Annotated in this window: 18 protein-coding genes; 8 read left to right on the plus strand and 10 right to left on the minus strand. The window is 63.6% G+C overall.

The window, feature by feature from the left end; all coding sequences use genetic code 11:
* The first annotated feature begins 13 nt into the window (after nucleotides 1-13).
* The 5 genes from RT513_RS06395 to RT513_RS06415 all read left to right on the plus strand — a co-directional run bounded on the left by RT513_RS06395 (nucleotide 14) and on the right by RT513_RS06415 (nucleotide 5,741).
* Nucleotides 14-1,072, plus strand: a complete 1,059-nt coding sequence (locus RT513_RS06395) for a sugar phosphate isomerase/epimerase family protein (protein ID WP_290690333.1) — start codon at nucleotides 14-16, stop codon at nucleotides 1,070-1,072.
* Nucleotides 1,069-2,202, plus strand: coding sequence for a Gfo/Idh/MocA family protein (locus RT513_RS06400; protein WP_290690331.1), 1,134 nt, complete (start codon nucleotides 1,069-1,071; stop codon nucleotides 2,200-2,202). The genes RT513_RS06395 and RT513_RS06400 overlap by 4 nt, the downstream gene beginning before the upstream one ends.
* Nucleotides 2,199-3,698 carry a sugar ABC transporter ATP-binding protein gene (locus RT513_RS06405; protein ID WP_290690329.1) on the plus strand — a complete coding sequence of 500 codons (1,500 nt, stop codon included), beginning with the start codon at nucleotides 2,199-2,201 and terminating at the stop codon, nucleotides 3,696-3,698. Before RT513_RS06400 ends, RT513_RS06405 begins: the two co-directional genes overlap by 4 nt.
* A complete protein-coding gene (locus RT513_RS06410; protein WP_088215475.1) occupies nucleotides 3,691-4,662 on the plus strand; it encodes an ABC transporter permease in 972 nt (323 codons plus the stop codon). The genes RT513_RS06405 and RT513_RS06410 overlap by 8 nt, the downstream gene beginning before the upstream one ends.
* 119 nt (nucleotides 4,663-4,781) lie before the next feature.
* On the plus strand, nucleotides 4,782-5,741 hold the full coding sequence (locus tag RT513_RS06415) for an ABC transporter substrate-binding protein (protein WP_088215476.1): 960 nt from the start codon (nucleotides 4,782-4,784) through the stop codon (nucleotides 5,739-5,741).
* Nucleotides 5,742-5,881: 140 nt separating this feature from the next.
* Here the strand turns inward: RT513_RS06415 and RT513_RS06420 are convergent, their stop codons facing one another.
* From RT513_RS06420 to RT513_RS06455, 8 genes are all read right to left on the minus strand, one after another.
* The gene (locus RT513_RS06420; protein WP_290690553.1) at nucleotides 5,882-6,352 is read right to left on the minus strand and encodes an SRPBCC family protein; all 471 of its coding nucleotides are present in this window, start codon (nucleotides 6,350-6,352) and stop codon (nucleotides 5,882-5,884) included.
* Nucleotides 6,353-6,702: 350 nt separating this feature from the next.
* Nucleotides 6,703-7,137, minus strand: a complete 435-nt coding sequence (locus RT513_RS06425; protein WP_088215477.1) for a PaaI family thioesterase — start codon at nucleotides 7,135-7,137, stop codon at nucleotides 6,703-6,705.
* Nucleotides 7,138-7,436: 299 nt separating this feature from the next.
* A complete protein-coding gene (locus RT513_RS06430) occupies nucleotides 7,437-8,660 on the minus strand; it encodes a pyridoxal phosphate-dependent aminotransferase (protein ID WP_290690325.1) in 1,224 nt (407 codons plus the stop codon).
* The gene (locus RT513_RS06435) at nucleotides 8,653-9,315 is read right to left on the minus strand and encodes an amino acid ABC transporter permease (protein ID WP_290690323.1); all 663 of its coding nucleotides are present in this window, start codon (nucleotides 9,313-9,315) and stop codon (nucleotides 8,653-8,655) included. The genes RT513_RS06430 and RT513_RS06435 overlap by 8 nt, the downstream gene beginning before the upstream one ends.
* Before the next feature lie 3 nt (nucleotides 9,316-9,318).
* The gene (locus tag RT513_RS06440; protein WP_290690321.1) at nucleotides 9,319-9,984 is read right to left on the minus strand and encodes an amino acid ABC transporter permease; all 666 of its coding nucleotides are present in this window, start codon (nucleotides 9,982-9,984) and stop codon (nucleotides 9,319-9,321) included.
* Nucleotides 9,985-10,086: 102 nt separating this feature from the next.
* Nucleotides 10,087-10,944, minus strand: a complete 858-nt coding sequence (locus RT513_RS06445; RefSeq protein WP_290690319.1) for a transporter substrate-binding domain-containing protein — start codon at nucleotides 10,942-10,944, stop codon at nucleotides 10,087-10,089.
* 29 nt (nucleotides 10,945-10,973) lie between these two features.
* Complete coding sequence (locus tag RT513_RS06450) at nucleotides 10,974-13,304, minus strand: xanthine dehydrogenase family protein molybdopterin-binding subunit (RefSeq protein WP_290690318.1); 2,331 nt, start codon at nucleotides 13,302-13,304, stop codon at nucleotides 10,974-10,976.
* A 1-nt stretch (nucleotide 13,305) separates the two neighbouring features.
* A complete protein-coding gene (locus tag RT513_RS06455; RefSeq protein ID WP_290690316.1) occupies nucleotides 13,306-14,094 on the minus strand; it encodes an amino acid ABC transporter ATP-binding protein in 789 nt (262 codons plus the stop codon).
* A 237-nt stretch (nucleotides 14,095-14,331) separates the two neighbouring features.
* Between RT513_RS06455 and RT513_RS06460 the strand changes: the two genes are divergently transcribed.
* The gene (locus RT513_RS06460) at nucleotides 14,332-15,204 is read left to right on the plus strand and encodes an IclR family transcriptional regulator C-terminal domain-containing protein (protein WP_290690314.1); all 873 of its coding nucleotides are present in this window, start codon (nucleotides 14,332-14,334) and stop codon (nucleotides 15,202-15,204) included.
* Nucleotides 15,205-15,431: 227 nt separating this feature from the next.
* On the opposite strand, the gene RT513_RS06465 is transcribed toward RT513_RS06460, so the two are convergent.
* Nucleotides 15,432-16,982 (minus strand): gamma-glutamyltransferase family protein, encoded by a 1,551-nt coding sequence (locus RT513_RS06465; RefSeq protein ID WP_290690311.1) that lies wholly within the window; start codon nucleotides 16,980-16,982, stop codon nucleotides 15,432-15,434.
* Nucleotides 16,979-17,569, minus strand: a complete 591-nt coding sequence (locus tag RT513_RS06470; protein WP_256947309.1) for a TetR/AcrR family transcriptional regulator — start codon at nucleotides 17,567-17,569, stop codon at nucleotides 16,979-16,981. Before RT513_RS06470 ends, RT513_RS06465 begins: the two co-directional genes overlap by 4 nt.
* A 278-nt stretch (nucleotides 17,570-17,847) precedes the next feature.
* On the opposite strand from RT513_RS06470, the gene RT513_RS06475 reads away from it, so the two are divergent.
* Together RT513_RS06475 and RT513_RS06480 are read left to right on the plus strand one after the other, a co-directional pair.
* Entirely contained in the window at nucleotides 17,848-19,344 is a 1,497-nt protein-coding gene (locus RT513_RS06475; protein WP_290690303.1) for an ABC transporter substrate-binding protein, read from the plus strand.
* 57 nt (nucleotides 19,345-19,401) lie between these two features.
* The gene (locus RT513_RS06480) at nucleotides 19,402-20,406 is read left to right on the plus strand and encodes an ABC transporter permease (protein ID WP_290690300.1); all 1,005 of its coding nucleotides are present in this window, start codon (nucleotides 19,402-19,404) and stop codon (nucleotides 20,404-20,406) included.

Below are 20,406 nucleotides of genomic sequence, written 5' to 3' on the forward strand. Positions count from 1 at the left end.
CGGGGGAGGAGCGATGAGGACGATCAGGGGACCGGGTCTTTTCCTGGCGCAGTTCGCGGGGGATACCGCGCCGTTCGATGATCTTTTGCCGCTTGCGAAATGGGCGGCGTCGCTCGGGTATGAGGGGGTGCAGATCCCGACCGGGGACCACCGGCTCTTCGATCTGGAGAGTGCCGCCGCTTCGCAGGATTACTGCGATGACGTTGCGGGCAGCCTTGCCGAAACGGGCATCGCGATTACCGAACTTTCCGCTCATGTGCAGGGTCAGCTGGTCGCCGTGCATCCGGCCTATGACATCTGCTTCGACGGTTTTGCGCCGCCGTCGCTCCGGGGCCTGCCCGCGGCGCGGACGGAATGGGCGGTGGATGAGGTCAAGCGGAGCCTGACGGCCTCGCGCCGCTTGGGGTTGCCCGCGATGGCCGCGTTTTCCGGGGCGCTCGCCTGGCCCTATCTCTATCCCTGGCCGCAGCGCCCTCCGGGGCTGGTGGAGGAGGCGTTCGACGAACTGGCGCGCCGGTGGCGTCCGATCCTCGACCATGCGGAGGAAGAGGGAGTCGATATCTGCTTCGAAATCCACCCGGGCGAGGACTTGCATGACGGCGTCAGCTACGAGATGTTTCTTGAGCGCGTCGGCGGGCATCCGCGGGCCTGCCTGCTCTACGACCCCTCACACTTCGTGCTCCAGCACCTCGATTATCTGGAGTTCATAGATATCTATCATGAGCGCATTCGGATGTTTCACGTCAAGGACGCGGAACTCAACCCGACGGGGCGCCAGGGCGTCTATGGCGGCTATCAGCCGTGGCTGAAACGGGCGGGTCGCTTCCGCAGCCCCGGTGACGGACAGGTCGATTTCGGCGCCGTATTCTCCAAGCTCACCGAATATGATTTCGCAGGCTGGGCGGTGGTGGAATGGGAGTGCTGTCTGAAACACCCCGAAGACGGCGCGCGCGAGGGCGCGGCCCGTGTCAAAGACCACATCATCCGGGTGACGGACCGCGCCTTCGACGATTTCGCCGATGCGGGAACAGGGCGGTCGGACAACCGCCGTCTGTTGGGGCTGGAGGAATGACGCCGCTTCCGCTCGGCATGGTCGGGGGTGGTCAGGGCGCGTTCATCGGCGGCGTGCATCGGATCGCTGCGGCCATGGACGGGCAGTTCGCGCTGGTGGCGGGGGCGCTGTCCTCCTCGCCGGAGCGGGCGCGGGTCTCGGCGCAGGAACTGGGTCTGGCACGCAGCTACGACGACTACCGACAGATGGCCCGGGCGGAGGCGCGGCGGAAGGATGGCATCCGCGCCGTCGCCATCGTCACGCCGAACGACAGGCATGTCGGCCCCGCCATCGAGTTTCTGAAACGCGGCATCCACGTCATCTGCGACAAGCCGTTGAGCGCCACTCTCGCCGAAGCCAAGCGGCTGGAACGAGTGGCCGCGGCCTCACCGGCGCTCTTTGTTCTGACCCAGACCTACTCCGGCTATCCGATGATCCGGCAGGCGCGGGACATGGTGGCGCGCGGCACGCTGGGCCGTATCCGGCTCGTGCAGGTGGAATATCTTCAGGACTGGCTGACGGAACCTGTCGAGGCCAGCGGATCGAAACAGGCGGAATGGCGGACGGACCCTGCACGGTCGGGTGCAGGCGGCGCGCTCGGCGATATCGGTACGCATGCGTTACATCTGGCGGAATTCGTCGCCGGGATGCAGGCGGAGGCGATTGCGGCGGACCTGTCGTCCTTCGGACCGGGGCGCGTTCTGGACGACAATGCCCATATTCTGACGCGCTATCCGGGCGGGGCGCGGGGCACGCTCCTCATAAGTCAGGTGTCTCCGGGCAATGAGAACGGCCTGCGTCTGCGGCTCTACGGGGAGCGGGGCGGGCTGGAATGGGCGCAGGAGGAGCCAAACCGCCTGTGGTTCGCACCCGTCGGAGAGGCGAAGCGCCTGTTGACCCGCGGCGGGCCGGAGGCGACGGCGGCCGCCACCCGTCTCACCCGCGTTCCGGCCGGACATCCCGAGGGCTATCTGGAAGCATTTGCGAATATCTACGTGGAGGCCGCGCGGGCCATCCGCGCACGGGAGGCGGGGCTGCCGCTGCCGGACGGCGTGATCGTTCCCACGCTGGAGGACGGGATGCGCGGCATGCGGTTCATCGCCGCCGCCGTCCGGTCCTCCAAAGCCAATGCCAGATGGGTGCGGCTATGACGTCCCCTTCCCTCTCTCTCCGGGACGTTCGGAAGGCCTTCGGCCCGATCGAGGTGCTGCACGGCATCGATTTCGATCTCCACCCCGGCGAGGTACACGCGCTGATCGGCGAAAACGGCGCGGGCAAGTCCACGATCATGAAGATCCTCGGCGGGTTTCTTCAGCCGAGCAGCGGGACCGTTCTGCTGGACGGCGCCCCGGCGCCCTACCGGTCCGGCGCGGAGGCCGAGGCACTGGGCGTCGTCGTGATCCATCAGGAATTCAACCTGGCCCCGGACCTGACCGTCGCGCAGAACATCTGGCTGGGCCGCGAGATGGGCGGCCTGCTGCTCGACCATCGCGCCATGCGGGAGGCGACGCAGGCGCTGCTCGATCAGCTCGAATGCCGCGTCAGCCCGGATGCGCGCATCCGCAATCTCTCGGTGTCGGACCGTCAGATGGTGGAAATCGCCAAGGCGCTGTCGCGCAATGCCCGTGTTCTCATCATGGACGAACCTTCCGCCCCCCTGACCCGGCGGGAGGTGGAGGTGCTGTTCCGCCAGATCGACAGGCTCCGGGCGAATGGTGTGGCTCTGCTCTATACTTCCCACCGGCTGGAGGAGGTGGACCGTCTGGCCGACCGCATCACCGTTCTGCGCGATGGTGCCGTGGTCCGCCGTGCGCTGCGCGGCGAAATGTCGGAGGACAGCATGGCCACCGCCATGGTCGGGCGCAAGCTGACCGACATCTTTCCGCCCCGCCGGACCACCTTCGGCCCCGCCGTGCTGGAAGTGCGGGATTTCGACGTGCCCCCCGTGGTCAGCGATGTCTCCTTCGCGCTGCGGCAGGGAGAAGTGCTGGGGATCTCCGGGCTGATCGGTGCGGGACGGACGGAACTGGCGGAGGCGCTGGTCGGGCTGCGGCCCCACCGCGGCACCCTCCTCCGGCACGGCGCGGCAATCCGTGTGGCATCGCCGCGCGATGCGGCCCGCCACGGCATCGGCTATCTGACGGAGGACCGCAAGGAAAGCGGCCTCCTCCTCACCAAGAGCCTGCGCGAGAACCTGACACTGCCTGCGCTGGAACGCTTCGGCTGGCCGCTGCTGTCGCGCCGCGCGGAGGAGGAGGCCCTGACCAGCGCCATTGCCGAGTTCGACATCCGCGCGCCTCGGCGCGACATGGCGGTCGGCAATCTCTCGGGCGGCAATCAGCAGAAGCTGCTGCTGGCAAAGACCATGCTTCCCGATCCCGAGGTTGTCATCATCGATGAACCCACCCGCGGCATCGACATCGGCACGAAAAGCCAGATCTACCACTTCATCGACCGCCTGGCGCGGGAGGGGCTGAGCGTCATCGTCATCTCCTCCGACATGCCCGAGGTGTTGGGACTGTCGGACAGGGTGATGGTCATGCGGCAGGGCCTCGTGGCCGGAATGCTGGAAGGCGCGGAGATCACCGAGACCGCCGTGGTCCGGCTGGTGATGGGAACGACAGGGAAGGCCGAAGCGGATGCGTAAATTCTCCCTCTCGACCCTTGGCCCGTTGGCCGCGCTGATCCTGCTGATCGTGGTGGGCGCGCTCCTGAACCCCAATTTCCTGTCGGCGGGCAATATCACCAACGTCCTTGCCCGGTCCGCCTTCACGGGCATGATCGCGATCGGCATGACATTCGTCATCACCAGCGGGGGGATCGACCTCTCGGTGGGGTCGATGGCGGCCTTCATCGCGGGAATGATGATCCTCGCCATGAATGCGCTGATCCCGACGCTCGGAATCGGTGTGCCGCTCGTTCTGGCGGGGATGGCGGTCGCGCTGGCCGTCGGCCTTGCGGCCGGGTTCGTGAATGGGGCGCTGATCACCCGCGTCGGAATAGAGCCGTTCATCGTGACGCTGGGCACGATGGGGATATTCCGCAGCCTCGTCACCTGGATCGCCGATGGTGGCACGCTGAGCCTCAACTTCGATGCGCGCCAGTTCTACCGTCCGGTCTATTACGGCGGGCTGTTCGGAATCGCATGGCCGATCATCGTCTTCGCCGTGACCGCGGTGGTGGGAGAGGTCGTCATGCGGCACACGCGCTTTGGCCGGCATATCGAGGCGATCGGCTCGAACGACAAGGTGGCGCGCTATTCCGCGGTGAATGTCGAGAACACGCGCCTCATGGCCTATGTGTTTCTGGGGCTGCTCGTCGGGCTTGCGACGATCCTCTATGTTCCGCGCCTTGGCTCCGCCTCCGGCTCCACCGGCCTTCTGTGGGAGTTGGAGGCCATCGCCGCCGTCATCATCGGCGGCACGGCCCTGAAGGGCGGATATGGACGGGTCTGGGGAACGGTGGTCGGCGTGCTGATCCTCAGTCTCATCGACAACATCCTGAATCTCGCCGATCTGGTGTCGCCCTATCTCAACGGTGCGATTCAGGGCGTCATCATCGTGCTCGCCGTCGTGTTGCAGCGGGGAAAATCGACGGCCGAGGGGCGATGAACCCTGCAGCGCGTCCGGGCAGAGAACAGGCTCCGGCCGGCGCAGGAGAGAGCTTCCGCCCAACGTGGCGGCATGAGGGGAAGGCCGCCATGCCGGCGGCACAAAGGGGAGGAGAAAATATGAAACGCAGGCATTTCTTTTCCGCGGCAGCGGCGATTTCCGTCGCCATCGCGACAGCGGGAGCAGTGCGGGCACAGGATGCGGGCGCCACGATCGGCGTGTCCATCCCGTCGGCAACGCATGGCTTCATGGGAGGGCTGAACTGGCACGCGCAACAGACGATCGCGCGGCTGTCGAAGGTCTATCCCAACCTGAAATTCGTGCTCGCAACGGCCGGTGAACCCGGCAAGCAGGTTGACGATATCGAAGACATGCTCGCGACGCGCAACATCGACGGCCTCGTCGTCCTGCCGTTCGAATCCGAGCCGCTGACCGCGCCGGTCAAAGCGGTCAAGGACGCGGGCAAGTGGGTCACGGTGGTGGACCGCGGCCTTGCCATCGACGGGATCGAGGATCTCTACGTGGCGGGCGACAACACCGCTTTCGGCCGGGTGGCCGGGGAATATTTCAAGGCCAACCTGAAGTCCGGCGCCAAGGTGGTCGTTCTGCGCGGCATCCCGACGACGCTCGACAACGAACGTGTCGCGGCCTTCGAAGCGGCCATCGACGGCTCCGGCATCGAGGTGCTGGACAAGCAGCACGGCAACTGGAACCGCGACGACGCCTTTCAGGTGATGCAGGATTATCTGTCGAAATACCCCCATATCGACGCGGTCTGGGCAGCGGATGACGATATGGCCATCGGCGTGCAGGAAGCGATCGCTCAGGCAGGCCGGACGAACGAGATGTGGATCATCGGCGGCGCCGGCATGAAGGAGATCGTGAAGCGGATCATGGACAAGGATCCGCAGTTCCCCGTCGATGTGACCTATCCCCCGGCGCTGATCTCCGCGGCGATAGAAATGACCGCCCTCCGGTTCGTCTCCGACACGCCGGTCTACGGCCGGTTCATCATCGGCTCGACCCTCATCACGCCGGAGAATGCCGAGAGGTTCTATTTCCCTGACAGCCCGTTCTAACCGGGCTTCCACCGTCGGCGCCATCCGTTGCAACGATCCGGCGGCGCGAGGGGGTGTTCCCCTCACGCCGTCTTGGGAGCGGGGCGCCTGCTGTGACGGGCAGGCTCAATCCATTCGGCCTCCGGGGCGGGGGGACGAGGCTAACCCTGCAGCCCCCCGCAATAGGCTTCGAGCTGCGCGGCGGCAGTCCCCCAGCCGTAGAGGAACCCCATCTCCTCATGCGTCTTGCGGATCTCCGGCGTGCGGTGCCGGACGATCACCGTATAGCCAGTCTCATCGCCCGGCGCATCGGCAAGCAGCAGGATCGCGGTCATGAACGGCGCGGGCGTTGGTTTCCAGCCTTCTGTATAGCTGTCCGTGAAGACCAGCTTCTCCTCCGGCACGATCTCCAGATAGACGCCGCGGTTCTCCACCACGGCGCCATCCACGTCGAAAGTCGTGTTGAATCTCCCGCCGACGCGAAGGTCGATATCCACGCCCGTAACCCTGTGCGGAGCGGGGACAAAGAAATGCGGAATATGTTCCGGTCGCGTCCAGCACTCCCAGACCAGATGTCTCGGCGCGGCCAGAACACGGGAGAAGCCCAGATCGGTATCGGGGTCGAGGTCGATTGTCATGTCGCGCTCCCTGCATCCGGTGTTGCGAGGTCACCGTTCGGCCTGCCGAGTCGGTCCTTCTGGAGACTCCGCTGAGCGTCGGGCCATTTTCTGTTCGCGTCCAGAACTTCGGGATGGTGCAGAAACTATTTCCCCGGGACAGCCCCTGCCCCGCGCCGGGAGTCTCCCGATTGCGTCCCGCAGGCGCGGGACGTTCACTTACTCACGTGGCATGACCCTTTTTCCACCCTCGTTCCGACGGCAGGCGTGGAGAACGGCGGTCATGACTTATGCGTCTGGGCCCGGGACATGCATTTCCTGCACGGCAAGACAGACAATTGCCCCGAGAGAAGCCGCAGACCTTGTCAGGGCCGCTTTATGAAACAGGTCGCCGAAGCGCTGGCGAGCAGGTTACCCGCCTCGTCGCGCAGCGTCCCCTCCGCCACGCCAAGCGAGCGCGACAGATGGGTCACTCTGGCTTCGGCCAGCAGTGCCTGATCGCAAGGAACGGGGCGCAGCATCTTCACGCTGAGATCCACCGTGCCGTAGCGCGCGCCTGCAGGCAGACGGGAATGCACGGCGCATCCGGTCACCGAATCCAGCACGGTTGCCGCGAAACCGCCATGAACACCGCCCATCGGATTGAGATGCCGTTCGTCCGCCCGCGCATGGATGACGATATGTCCCTCCTCCACCTCCATCGTGGACATGCCCATCGTACCGCTGATCGAGGCGCGCGGCAGTTTGCCGGCTGCCGCGGCGCGCAGCAATTCCAGTCCGGTCATAGTTGCAGGATTCATGGCTCGATCTCTCCCCTATCGTCGCGGATGACCTGAAAAGAGGATCGGAAAAATGTCAACCGACAGAGCGCAGCAGCCTTCCCGCCATTAACAGGCTGAAAGCAGTCGAGCATTGGCCCGGGTTTACCTTGAATGCCAGGAAACCGGGCCGGTCGAGAGTTTCCCGGGCGCTCTTCGACAATGTGGGGCAGATCTCCGCCTCGGCGCGAGCCCCGAAGCCTTTTCAGCGGCCCTCAAGCGAACCTGTCCCGCCGCGACAGGGCCCAAGCGCGACAAGCAGCTTCGCGGCCTTCCTCGTCTCAGCGCAGCGTCGCGCAGAATTCCGCGATCCGGTCGCAGCCGCGCATCAGTTCCGCATCCGCCGCGGCATAGGAAAGCCGGAAGCTGTCGGTGCCGCCGAACGCGGCGCCATGCACCGTGGCCACCCGCGCCTCCGACAGGAGGGCCATGACGAAATCCTCGTCCGTCGCGATCCTCCGACCTGCCGGGGTCGTGCAGCCGATGTAACCCGCACAGGACGGGTAGACGTAGAATGCACCCTCCGGCATGTCACAGCTCATGCCCGGAATGGCGCGCAGCCGCGCGACCACCAATTTCCGCCGCCGGTCAAAGGCCTCGCGGCTTTGGGACACGTAATCCTGCGGCCCCTCCAGCGCCGCCACTGCCGCCCATTGTGCGATGGAGCAGGCCCCGGAGGTGATCTGGGTCTGAAGCTTCTCCATCGCCGCGATCAAAGGACGTGGCCCCGCCCCGTATCCGATGCGCCAACCGGTCATGGCATAGGCCTTGGACACGCCGTTCATCGTCAGCGTGCGATCCTTCAGCGCAGGCGCGACCTGAGCCATGGTCGTGAATGGGATGCCGTCGTAGCGCAGATGCTCGTACATGTCGTCGGTCAGGATCCAGACCTGCGGATGCCGCTCCAATACCTCCGCCAGTGCGGCGAGTTCGGCGGGCGAATAGACCGCACCGGTTGGATTGTTCGGCGTGTTCAGGATGATCCAGCGGGTGCGCGGTGTGATCGCCGCCGCCACCGCCTCGGGGGATACCTTGTATTGGTGCCGCGGATCGCCGGGAACAAGCACCGGCGTCGCCCCGCAATAGGCGGTGAGCTGTGGGTATGAAACCCAGCTTGGCGTTGGGATCACCACTTCATCGCCCGGGCCGAGCGTCGCCAGCAGGGCGTTTGCGATCACCTGCTTGCCCCCTGTGCTGACGATGGTTTCGTTGGCCTGATATTCCAGACCGTTCTCCCGCCGAAATTTCGCAGCGATGGCGGATCGGAGTTCCGGGATGCCTGCGACGGGTGGATAGCGCGTCTCTCCCCGGCGGATTGCCTCGGCGGCTGCCGCGCCGATATGGGCGGGCGTATCGAAGTCCGGCTGACCGGCACTGAGGGAGATCACATCCACCCCGGCGGCGCGCAGATCGCGCGCGGTCTGGGTAATGGTGATCGTGGCGGAAGAACCCGTCCGGCGGAGCGCCTCGGAGGGCCGGAAGGATGCAGTCAGGGTATCAGGCACGGCGGAGCCTCGCTTCAAGCCGCGATGCGGCCCAGGACAGGATGAGCAGCGCGCCAATCAGCAGGATCGCCACCGAAGTATAGGCTTCGATAGGACGGAAATCCTGATCCGCGATAAGCTTGCCGGCGTAGAGAATGTCGAAATAGGCGACGGAGGACGCGACGGTGGTGAGCTTCACCATCTCGATCGTCTGCGTGGTGAGGGCGGGAACCGTACGGCGGATAGCCTGCGGGAGGATGACGTGCCGCATGACGCCGCCCATCGGAAGGCCGATGGCCTTCGCGCCCTCCCACTGGCCCCGGTCGAGCGAGCGGATCCCAGCGCGGTAGATCTCGGCAAAATAGGCGCCGCCATAAAGCGAGAGAGAGGCGTAGGCGGCCAGAAAAGGCGATGCCTGTACGCCGAAAATCACCGGCACCGCATAGAAAAACCAGAAAAGCTGCACGATGTAGGGGATGTTGCGGAAGAAGGCGATGATCGCGGCAGCCGGCCAGGACAGAAGCCGCGTTGCAGAGATACGGCAGAGCGCCACGACGATACCCACCACCATCGCCGTTGTCACGGCGAGTGCAGCCAGCCACAGGGTACCGAGCAGCCCCTCGATCAGAACATGCTTGTAGCGAATGACGGAGGAGAAATCCCAAGCGTAGCCCATGATCTACTTTCCCCGCCCAAGACGTGCGTTCAGAAGCTGAGCCGCTCCGGTGATCGAAAAGATCAGCATGAAGAACACCAGCGCCGTGAGGGTAAAGACCTCCAGCGGCCGATAGGTTTGAGCGGCCAGCATGTTCGCCTGATAGACCGTCTCGCCATAGGCGATGATACCGGCGAGCGTCGTGCCCTTCACCAGTTCGGCAAATCTGATGAGGAACACCGGTATCATGTGCCGCACGGCTTGCGGCAGAATGACGTGACGCACCGCTGCCGCTTTGGTCAGCCCGATGGCGGATGCGGCCTCCCATTGTCCGCGACCGATGGCCTGCATACCCGCGCGGAACACCTCTGCCATATAGGCGGAGGATTGCAGGCCGATGGCCAGGAAGGCGGCGCCGAAAGCATCCAGATTCACATTCGCGATAAGCGGAAAGGCGAAATAGAACCAGACGATGAGCACCAGCGCCGGAGCTGCCCTGAAGAAATCCACGACCGCCACGGCGGGCCAGCGGATAAGGCGTTGCGGCGACATGCGCATGACGGCAAGCGCAAGACCAAGCGGCAGGGCCAGTGTCAGACAGGCGACCGTCAGGATCGCCGTACCCTTCAGCCCTGCGAGGAGCTGATCCATGTTCCGCCAGACGGCGGAAAAGTCCCAAACGTAGTCCACCTGTCCGTCCTTCCGCAGAGGGCTTCCAATCCGGGTCAGACCTTTGCCGACCCCCGAGGAGAGCATGGGCCCGCCCGGCGCAAGGCCGGAACGGGCAGAGGCTCAGCGCATCAGATCCTCGCGCCGCGTGGAGACGGCAGTGGCGGGGTCAAGCCCCCGCCAGGCAAGGAAGTCGCGATAGAGCTTGTCCGTGGTGCCGGTGTCATAGGCATAGGTCACGGCGACCTGCAGGAAGTTCTTCCAACGCTCGTCGGTTTCCTTGCGGATCCCGGCGCTGGAGGGGCGCGCGACCACAGGCTTCGGCACGAGCGTCTTGCCGGATTTCAGCCGAAGACGCGTGACATCCGCCATCGGCCCGGTGGAGGCCGCCCCGTCAACGCGACCGGATTGAAAGGCGGCGATGGCTTCGCTCGATTGTTGGAAGGTGGCGAGCGTTGCGGCAGGCGCTTTCTCGGAGATGACATCCACGAAGGTCGTTCCTGCGGGCGCGGCGAGGCGGTATTTCGGGTCGCTCAGTTCTGCCCAGGTGGTTGGCGCGAAATCGTCCTTCACCACAAGCGCTACCGGATACCACATCACCGGTCCGGCGAAGTCGATCGACAGCGCGCGTTCGGGCGTCGCGTCAAGCTGGAACATGAAGTCGTACTGGTTCGCCTGCAGCCCTGCCACCGCATTGCCCCAGGTCGTGTCCACGATCGCAAGCTCCACCCCCATTGAATCGGCAATATACTTGCCGATTGCGACAGCGACGCCGCGATAGACACTTCCGTTTGACGTCACGCTCACACCATCCGTCGTGCCGCTCAGATCCTTGAAGCACCAGGGTTCGGACTGGGCGCAGCCGAGCCGCACCTTCTTGGTGGACTGGATCTGCTCCCAGGTCGATTGAGCAAGCGCCACGCCCGGCGCAATTAACGCGGCCGCAACGGCGGCTGCTTTCATCCACGTGCCGATCGTCATGTTTCTCTCCGTGTTGGGGCCTTGTGCGCTCACTTTCCCGCCGCACGGGGACCGCGCGCCAGGACGGCAAAGAGCTTGGGTGCCGTGAAGGGCATCTGAAGGCCCTCCGTGTCGTAGTCGCGCAGCGCATCCATCACCGCATTGGCAATGGCAGGTGGAGCGGCGATTGTCCCCGCCTCACCGCAGCCCTTCACGCCAAGCGGATTGATGCGGCACGGGATTTCCACAAAATCAATCTCAAAGGCGACGAAATCGTCTGCCTTGGGATAGCAATAGTCCATCAGTGACCCGGTCAGCGGCTGGGCGGTTTCGGGGTCATAGACCACCTCCTCCAACAACGCCTGCGAGACGCCCTGCGCCAGACCGCCGTGGAACTGACCTTCCACCAGACGGGGATTGAGGATCGTACCGACGTCGTTCACCGCCACATAACGGGTCAGCCGGATCTCCGCCGTTTCGATGTCGATCTCGACCTGCGCGACATGGCAGCCGTTGGGAAAGGTCGGACGTTCCGGCCGGTAATGCGCGGCGATGGACAGCCCCGGCTCCATGCCGGCGGGGAGGAGTGGTGCTGTGAAAGCCGCGCGCACGCAATCTGCCAGCGTCACGCTGCGGTTCGTGCCGGTCAGGTGGAACCGCCCTTCCTCCTGCCGGAGTGCCGAGACCTCGCCTTCCAGCAGATGCGCCGCGATGGCTTCAAGCTTTGCTCGTACCCGGCCGGTGGCCAGATGTACCGCATTCCCCCCGACCGCGAGAGCGCGCGACCCGCCTGTGCCGCGCCCGAAGGCGACCTGATCGGTATCCCCCTGAACGACGCGGATCAGGCGGCGATCCAATCCCAGACCCTGCGCCACGATATTGGCATAGGCCGTCTCATGACCCTGACCGTTGTTCTGCGAGCCGACCATGAGCACTGCTGAACCGGACGGATCAAAGCGCAGTTCTGCAAATTCATCCAGCCCCCGGCCACAGCGATCGATGAAGTAAGCCAACCCCATGCCGGAGAGCTTGCCGCAATCCCGCGCCGCTTCCCGGAGCGACTCCCGCACGGTGAAATCCGAAAGCGCGACGGCGCGCTCCGTCAACTGGGCGAAATCCCCATCGTCGTAAACCTGCCCCGTCACCGTCGTGAAGGGCATCTTCCCGCGCGGAACGAAATTCCTGAGCCGCAGGTCTACCGGGTCGAAGCCGAGCTCGCGCGCTGCTGCATCCACCAGCCGTTCAACGGCGTAGATCACTTCGGGCCGACCGGCACCGCGATAGGAGTCCGTAGGCAGTGTATTTGTGAACACGCCGCGAACACGGACATGCACAGCCTCCAGGTCATAGGTCGCGGGATGCAGGCCGTCGCCTGCGACAGTGGCGATGTTCGGCCCATGCTGGCCCGGATAGGCACCCATGTCCGAAAGGCAGTCGAACCGCATTGCCAGAAAGCGGCCCGTGTCATCGAGCGCGAGTTCTGCCCGGCAGGTCTGTGCGCGCCCCTGGGTATCGCTGATCAGGGCCTCGCCGCGATCGGACACCCACTTCACAGGCCGGTTCAGTCTCACCGCCGCCAGCAGCACCAGCGCATATTCCTGATAGGCGAAAATCTTTGGGCCAAACCCACCGCCCACGTCCGGCGTGATGACCCGCATCCGCCCTTCTGGAATGCCGAACACGTTCTGGCACAGGATGCGGCGGATCGCATGACCCCCCTGAGAGGAGACATGCAGGGTGAACCGCTCCTCGCGCGCGTCCCACTCACCTATCGCACCGCGCGTCTCCAGCGACATGCCGGCGACCCGGTTATTGTAAAGGTCCACCGATACCACGTTGGCGGCACGTGCAAAGGCGTCGGCAACCCGCTCCGCATCACCCGAATGCCAGTCAAACCCGATATTGTCAGGGGCCTCCGGCCATATGCTTGTTTCTCCCGCAAGGGCCTGCTCAACGGTCGCGCAGGTCTCCAGCGGTTCGTAGTCGACGACGACCATGTCTGCCGCATCGCGCGCCATATCAGGCGTTTCGGCAATCACCACCGCGACCGGCTCACCGACATGACGGACCTGATCCGCGGCCAGCAACGGCCGGGCGGGAAGCACAGGTCGCGCCCAGTCCCACTTGCCTATCTCCGCCAGACAGGGGAGCGCCTTTGCCCCGGCGCTCGCGACATCCGCAGCGGTCAGTACAGCGAGCACTCCGGGCATCCCGAGAGCCGCCGCAGTGTCTATATCTCCGATCCGGGCATTGCCATGCGGAGACCGCACGACCACCATCGCAGTGCAACCCTCCGGCCGGATATCGGCCAGGTAGCGCCCCTCTCCCCGGAGAAAACGGCGATCCTCTATCCGATGAGCGGTCTGCGCAATGCCCTGCATTTCACTCCGCCGCCATCTTGTGCTCGGGAATGCGGAATTGCGAGTGGCTCGCGAGAAACTCCCTCATCCGGGGTGTCCGGGGGCGAACGAGCACCTCATGCGGCGGCCCGTCCTCATGGATGCAGCCGTTGTGGAGAAAGACCACGCGCGTCGCGACATTATAGGCGAAGCCCAGTTCGTGCGTGACAATGATCATCGTCATGCCCTCCTCGGCCAGAAGCCGCATGGAGTTCAGAACCTCGCCCACCAGCTCCGGGTCGAGCGCGGACGTGGGCTCATCGAAAAGCATCAATGTCGGCTGCATGGCCACCGCGCGTGCGATCGCCACACGCTGCTGTTGTCCGCCCGACAGCGCGGCAGGGTAACGCCCGGCCTTGTCCGCCATTCCCACCCTGTCGAGACAGGTGTGCGCGATTGCCCGCGCCTCCGCCGCTCCGAGCTTGCGGACCTTCAGAAGCCCCAGCATCACATTCTGCTCGACCGTCAGATGGGGGAAGAGGTTGAACTGCTGGAATACCATCCCAACCTGCCCGCGCACCTTCGTCTGCTCCGCAGCGGGATATTCCGTCCCTTTGCCCGAATCTCTGCCGATTTTCTGGCCATCCAGGTAAATCGCACCTTCGTCCGGTATCTCAAGCAGGTTGACACAACGCAGCATGGTCGATTTACCGGAACCGGATGAACCAAGCACGACAACCACTTCACCGCGGTTGACGATTAAATCAATACCTTTCAACACGCGTACAGAGCCGAACTCCTTGACGAGCTTTTCAATCCTCAAAGCTTCCAAAGCGGCTCCTCCTGTTGCGGACAAGCAAAATTCGCGCCTTCGACCTTAGGTGTCAACATATTTTCGCACATCGGTGCGAAAATATGAATTTTGCCCGTTATCAGTCCTTTCATTCCGCAATGTGATCTTGTCATTGCCCGAAATGCCATCATACTGTGCGATATCGCGTGGCCCAGCGGTCGCCATTTCCTGCAGACCCGGCCCCAACCCATCCGCAAAGACCCAAGGGAGTATCGCATGGCGAGAATCGCCAAGGCCTCGACGAGCCGCAAACCCGCGAACGCCGCGGGCAAGATCAAGCCGGCTGACTTCGTTTCTGCTCTGGCACGCGGCATCGAGGTTCTGCGCCTCTTTTCCGAACATCAGCCGCAGGTCACGACCAGCGAGGTCGCCGAGCGTACCGGCCTCAGCCGTGCTGCGGCACGCCGCTTCCTGCTCACGCTGACAGAGCTCGGATATCTCAGCAATCAGCAGGAATCGTTCAGCCCGCTGCCCAAGATGCTCGAACTTGGCTATTCCTACCTCTCGACCTGGAACTTTCGGGAGATCGTGCAGCCCTACCTTGAGGAGGTGGTGCAGGAGCTTTCGGAAAATTGCTCCTTCGCGGTGCTGGACGGGTCCGACGTCGTTTATCTGTCCCGTGCAGAGGCCCGGCGGATCGTGCAGAGCGTCACGATCTCGGTGGGTACGCGTGTGCCGGCTGCTGTTTCTGCCCTCGGCCGGGTGCTGCTTGCACATCTGCCGCCCGCCGAACTGAACAGAATTCTCAACCCCGAACTTCTGAAGCCGGTAACGCCCCGGACGATCACCGATCCCGTCCTTTTTGCAGAGCGTCTCGCGACGGTACGCGATCAGGGTTATGCGCTCGTCGAAGGGGAGTTCGAGGAAGGTCTGATATCGGTTGCCGTGCCCGTGTTTGACGCCGAAGGGCGCGCTGTTGCGGCCATCAACGTCGGCACACCGATGACGCGGGCGAACGCCGAACAGGTCAAATCGCAGTTTCTGCCAGCAATACAGCGCGCTGCAGAGAATATCAGCCGGGCCTTTGTCACGAGGTCAAGAAACGTGGATCACGAACTGGTCGTGCGACGCGGCTTCTCCGAAGGCTGAAATGGTCTCGACCGTTACCCTGCTGTCGGATTTAGAAATGCGCTTCTGTCCTGCATGATGATGGAACGTGGTTCGGACCGGGGGACAGGCCCAATACCGCCGTCGGTAACACGCAGCGATCGCCGGAACTGCCCGCATGTTACCGATGGCAACTCTCGACCTCGCGCCCCAGCATCGCGAATAAGGCTGAAGTCCATCCGGAAGGCAGCGTTCAACCGCAACCCATTTCACGCATGGCATTCCAAGGGTGATATTACCACGCCTTCTCCCTCACCACGCGGGTCATGCGCGGCGACAGCCCCCTCTCTCGACAGCGCAATGACGCCGGCCTGACCGGAGAGCGGGCTCAACTCCGGTATGGGCGATACTTCGTGTCCGCGGCTTTGCAGGGCGGCCAGCGCCGGTCCAGCATCCGCTTCGACCTTCAGGCTGTCGCGACTGTCGGAAAAGGTGCGGCCCAGCAAGAAGCGTGGCCCCCGCAAGGCGGCTTCCGGCGTCTCCTCGAAGTCTATGAGGCGGGTCAATAGCATCGCGAGCGTCTGCGGTTGGCCATCAGCCCCCTGTGTACCGTAGAGAAACCGCGGCCGCCCCTCCCGCAGGGCCATGCCGGGGTTGAGCGTGTAAAACGGCAGCTTTCCCGGCGCGAATGCATTGGGGTGCGCAGGGTCATGGGAAAATGCGGCGCCTCGGTTCTGCCACAGGATGCCCGTGTCGCCAGCAATAACCCCGCTCCCCCAGTCGAAATACGTGCTTTGCAATACGCTCGCGGCATTTCCGTGCGCGTCATGCGCGGCAAGGAACACCGTGTCACCTGCCTGCCAGACGGCCGGCCACGGCAAGGCGCGATGAATGTCGATCCCCTCCGCATCCTTGTTCAGTCGCGCAGGTGCGATCATCTCCGACGTCCTATCCGGCGCGAAGCGCGGGTCCGCAATCCCATCGCGAGAGAGGAACGCGCGTTTGACTGCCTCCACGCACAGATGCAGGTGATCCGCGCTTCCGGGCGCAAGGACGCTCAACTCGAAGCGCTCGAGTATACCCATGATGGCGAGCGTCACCGCGCCCTGCGTTGGCGCGGGCGGCGCCAGAAGCGTCAAATCCCGATAAGGCAATTCAAGAGGCACACATTCCCGCGACCGTGTCCGCGCAAGATCATCGAGGGAGATCACCACGCCCGCCGCGCGCAATCCGGCAACAATTCTCTGCGCCAGCAGCCCCTCATAGAAACTGCGCGGGCCGTGTTCGGCTATCTCACGCAGACTGCGCGCAAGGTCTGGTTGACGTTGCACGATGACATGGCGGGGAAAATGCTGCGCGAAGCCAGGCCAGTCTTCCGCTTCGGAAGCGCGAAAATCGCGCCAGAACTTCTGGGACGCAGAGATGACGAAACCGGACTCTGCCAGTCCGATGGCTGGCTGCATCAGATCACCGAACCGCGACCGCCCTCCCCAATGCAAAGCGGAAAGCGCATGCGCCCTGCCCCAACCATCCACGACTGCCGCGGTGGTGAGAACAGAACCGGGACCACGCTGGGGGATTGCCGCGGTAACCGGGGGGCGCGCTATACCTTGGCCGATGGCGAGAAGGCAGTTCTTCCGCCCGCGGCGGTCGACCAGCAGCCAGACCGCATCCCCGCCGATGCCACAGAAATGCGGCATGACAACCGTGAGGACGGCACCCGCCGCGATAATCGCCTCTGCCGCCGTGCCGCCCGCCGCGATAATCTCCTGCCCCGCCGCTGTCGCAAGCGGATGCGGGGTCGTTATCGCAGGGCTCATTCCTCCACCCCGGTTCGCAGCCAGCATAGAATGATGTCGGGCAAAATCCGGCGGCGTCGCTCGAGAAAGGCGGGGCTGGCAAGATCCTCTCCCAGCACGACACCCATTGTATGGCGGTTGGAGGAGTGGATCGTGGCAAGACCGAGAATGGACAGGTAGAGTTCAGCCGCCTCCGGGCGCCGCGCGAATACGCCCTCTGCGGACCCTCGCGACAAGACGCTGTCGATTCTGGTGAACAGGTTCCCTGCGCGGTGGTTGACTGCCATGAGCCTGCGAACGTTCTCCCCCTCCACCATGTTCTCGATACGCATCATGCCCTGAAACTCGGGATGCGCGGTCATATAGTCGAAGGTGAAACGCACAAGGGCCGCGATCGCGTGATCCGGCGGGTCTTCCCAGAAGGTTGCCTGCGCCTCTGCCGCACGCAGATCGTCATAGACCCGTTCCAGACAGGCACGATAGAGACCGTCCTTGCTACCGAAGTAGTGGTAGATCATCCGCACATTGCATTGCGCGCGTTCGATAATCCTCGACACGCTTGCACCATGATAGCCCTGCGCCACGAATTCCGCCGTCGCAGCTGTCATCAGCCGTTCCTGAACACCGTGCACCGCGTTGGAATCTGCCTTCGCCTTGCTTTCTCGCACGCTTTTCGTCCCTTTCATGTGCAAGCGTCATTCTGAACGCCTATGAATCAGGCATAATTTGCGGATGGCGGGCGTTTTTGCCAGAATCCACGAAATTTGCCTGTTCATCAGGTAAGTAAGCATTCACTTACTTACGAAGCAAGCCAAAACGCCAGCAACATATCCTTTTACACCAGCAGCTTGCCCCATAGAGGCAGGCCGGAGCAAAACGGACGGACATGAAAAAATTTCTGCTTTCCACCCTCGCCGCCGTGGCTCTTTCCGCGCCGGCGACTGCCGCAGAGCCGACGAATGCCCGCGTAGCCGTCGCGATCACCGAGACGATCTCCGGCCATAACCCCTACTCCGATCCGGTCGTGCTCGTTTCCAGCGTATGGTGCCAGATTTACGGCTGCATCATGCGTTACGACTTCGACAGAAAGGAATACGTCCCCTATCTGGCGGAGAGCGTGAAACCGGTGGACGCGTTGACATGGGAGCTCCGCCTGCGCCCGGGACTCACCCGCCACAACGGCGAGAAGGTGGTAGCGGCGGATATCGTTCATTCCATCAACTTCCTGAAGAACGACCCGACTTCCGGCAAGGGCTATCTTGTCTCCAGCATCGACAAGGTAGAGATCGTCGACGACCTTACTGTGCTGATCCGGACGACATCCGCCGATGCGACCCTGCGGGATAATCTCGCCGGGATCGTGGTGACATCCAAGGCGCTCTACGACCAGTATGGAGCAGAGATGTTCAGCAAGGCACCCTATGGCGCCGGGCCCTACAAACTCGCTGAGGTGCGGATCGGTGAGCATATGATCCTTGAGCGGAACGACGGGCATCCGATGCTGTCGCCGAACAATCCCCGCCAGGTCATGTACCGCATCCTGCCGGAACCGGAGCAACGCGTGACGGCACTTGCCAATGGTGAGGTGCAGATCGCGCAAGGGGTGCCGCCGCAACTTGTGCAGCGCGTCCGCGACATGCCCAATGCCCGGATCGAGACCATCAATTCGGTGGAGATGATGTTTCTCGCCATGTCACCGAAAACCCACCCTTGGGACAGGAAGGAGGCGCGGCAGGCCGTCGCGCATGCCATCAACCGCGAAGGCATCGTCCGGGCCATCCTGCAAGGGCAGGCAGCTTTGCTGAATGGCCCGGTGAGCGAAGGCCAGATCGGCTTTGATCCGGATTTCGTCAGCCCCTACGACTACAATCCCGAAAAGGCACGGAACCTGCTGAAGTCGGCCGGGCTCGAAGGCGTAGAAATCACGCTTTCCACTCCCGTGGGTCGGTATACGGCCGACCGCCAGATCGCGGAGGCCATGCTGCCGATGCTGGAAGAGGCGGGTTTCACGGTCACGCTGGATACGCCGGAATGGGCCACGCTTTGGTCGAACGTGCAGGCGGGCAAGGTGCCCTTCTACTATATGGGGCGCGGCTCGATGATCGATCCGTCGCGGGCACTCCACCAGTATTTCGGCACGGGCGGTTCTCCCCGGATTGGCTATTCCGACGCGGAACTGGATACGCGGCTTGCGGCAGAAAAGGCGGAGTTCGATCCCGCCCTGCGCAATGAGAAGATGCAGTCCGTGATCTCCCGCCTCGTCGAGGAAGCACCGGCGGCCTTCATGTGGCAGCACCAGATGGCTTGGGGCATCTCCAACACCGTCACCTTCCAACCGCGGCCGGCCGACCAGGTAAACGGCTGGGAAATCTTCGTGAACTGACGCCGACTTTCAGCTGCTGCACGCGCGCTGTGCCAATTCCCTCATGAAGGAAGCACCATGCTGTTCTATATCGCACGACGGCTCGCGGGGGCCGTTCCGGTCCTGCTGGTTGTCGCCGCGCTGATCTTCACACTGATGCAGTTCGCGCCCGGCGATGCGGTAAGCATGCTTGTGTCGGACGAAGCCACGGCAGAGGAAAAGGCCCGAATCCGGGAAGCGTGGGGGCTGGATCAGTCCGCACCTCTCCAGTTCGCCAACTTCGTGGCAAAGGCGGTTGTCGGCGATTTTGGCGACAGCTTCCGCTACAAGATACCCGTGCTCGACGTCATTGCGACACGCTTGCCCGCGACGATAGAACTCGCCGTGGCCGCCACGCTCATCGCGGTCTTTATCGGCATTCCGCTTGGCGTGCTGGCGGCGGCACGCCCCGGGACGATGTGGGACGCAATCGCATCCGCCATCTCCTTCGCGGGTATTTCGGCACCGAACTTCTGGATCGGCATTCTGCTGATCCTGCTTTTTGCCGGACACCTGCATATGTTGCCGTCGGGCGGTCGAGAGCCATGGGGTATGGAACTGGAGCCGATCACCGGGTTTCTGATCCTTGACGCACTGCTTCAGGGCAGGTGGGATGCACTTGGACAGGCTCTGAAGCACCTTGCCTTGCCTGCCATTGTGCTCGGCACCAATATGACCGGGATCATCACCCAGCTCACCCGCGCCTCGGTGATGGACGCGCTCGGCGAAGATTTCGTGATGACCGCCCGCGCCAAGGGATTGAGCGGCGCGAGGGTCCTCTGGCGCCACGCCTTCCGCAATGCGCTGGTCGGTGTTGTCACCATCGTCGGGCTGGAATTCGGCGCGCTTCTTTCAGGGGCAATGATCGTCGAGACGGTCTTCGCCTGGCCCGGCATCGGCAGTCTGCTCGTGCAAGGGATAGGGGCGCGGGACTTCCCGCTCATCGTCGGGCTCGTGCTGACCTATACGACGATCTTCATCCTGGTGAACCTGATCATCGACATTCTCTACACCGTCATCGACCCGCGCATCAGGATCAACTGA

The sequence above is a fragment of the Haematobacter sp. genome (assembly GCF_032102465.1).
GTDB lineage: Bacteria > Pseudomonadota > Alphaproteobacteria > Rhodobacterales > Rhodobacteraceae > Haematobacter.

Excerpts from the sequence above, each read along its gene's own strand:
- RT513_RS06405 (WP_290690329.1), top strand. The coding sequence starts at position 2,199 with ATGACGTCCCCTTCCCTCTCTCTCCGGGACGTTCGGAAGGCCTTCGGC.
- RT513_RS06400 (WP_290690331.1), top strand. The coding sequence starts at position 1,069 with ATGACGCCGCTTCCGCTCGGCATGGTCGGGGGTGGTCAGGGCGCGTTC.
- RT513_RS06445 (WP_290690319.1), bottom strand. The coding sequence starts at position 10,944 with ATGACGATCGGCACGTGGATGAAAGCAGCCGCCGTTGCGGCCGCGTTA.
- RT513_RS06415 (WP_088215476.1), top strand. The coding sequence starts at position 4,782 with ATGAAACGCAGGCATTTCTTTTCCGCGGCAGCGGCGATTTCCGTCGCC.
- RT513_RS06470 (WP_256947309.1), bottom strand. The coding sequence starts at position 17,569 with ATGACAGCTGCGACGGCGGAATTCGTGGCGCAGGGCTATCATGGTGCA.
- RT513_RS06395 (WP_290690333.1), top strand. The coding sequence starts at position 14 with ATGAGGACGATCAGGGGACCGGGTCTTTTCCTGGCGCAGTTCGCGGGG.
- RT513_RS06460 (WP_290690314.1), top strand. The coding sequence starts at position 14,332 with ATGGCGAGAATCGCCAAGGCCTCGACGAGCCGCAAACCCGCGAACGCC.
- RT513_RS06475 (WP_290690303.1), top strand. The coding sequence starts at position 17,848 with ATGAAAAAATTTCTGCTTTCCACCCTCGCCGCCGTGGCTCTTTCCGCG.
- RT513_RS06435 (WP_290690323.1), bottom strand. The coding sequence starts at position 9,315 with ATGGGCTACGCTTGGGATTTCTCCTCCGTCATTCGCTACAAGCATGTT.
- RT513_RS06450 (WP_290690318.1), bottom strand. The coding sequence starts at position 13,304 with ATGCAGGGCATTGCGCAGACCGCTCATCGGATAGAGGATCGCCGTTTT.
- RT513_RS06425 (WP_088215477.1), bottom strand. The coding sequence starts at position 7,137 with ATGAATCCTGCAACTATGACCGGACTGGAATTGCTGCGCGCCGCGGCA.
- RT513_RS06480 (WP_290690300.1), top strand. The coding sequence starts at position 19,402 with ATGCTGTTCTATATCGCACGACGGCTCGCGGGGGCCGTTCCGGTCCTG.
- RT513_RS06410 (WP_088215475.1), top strand. The coding sequence starts at position 3,691 with ATGCGTAAATTCTCCCTCTCGACCCTTGGCCCGTTGGCCGCGCTGATC.
- RT513_RS06465 (WP_290690311.1), bottom strand. The coding sequence starts at position 16,982 with ATGAGCCCTGCGATAACGACCCCGCATCCGCTTGCGACAGCGGCGGGG.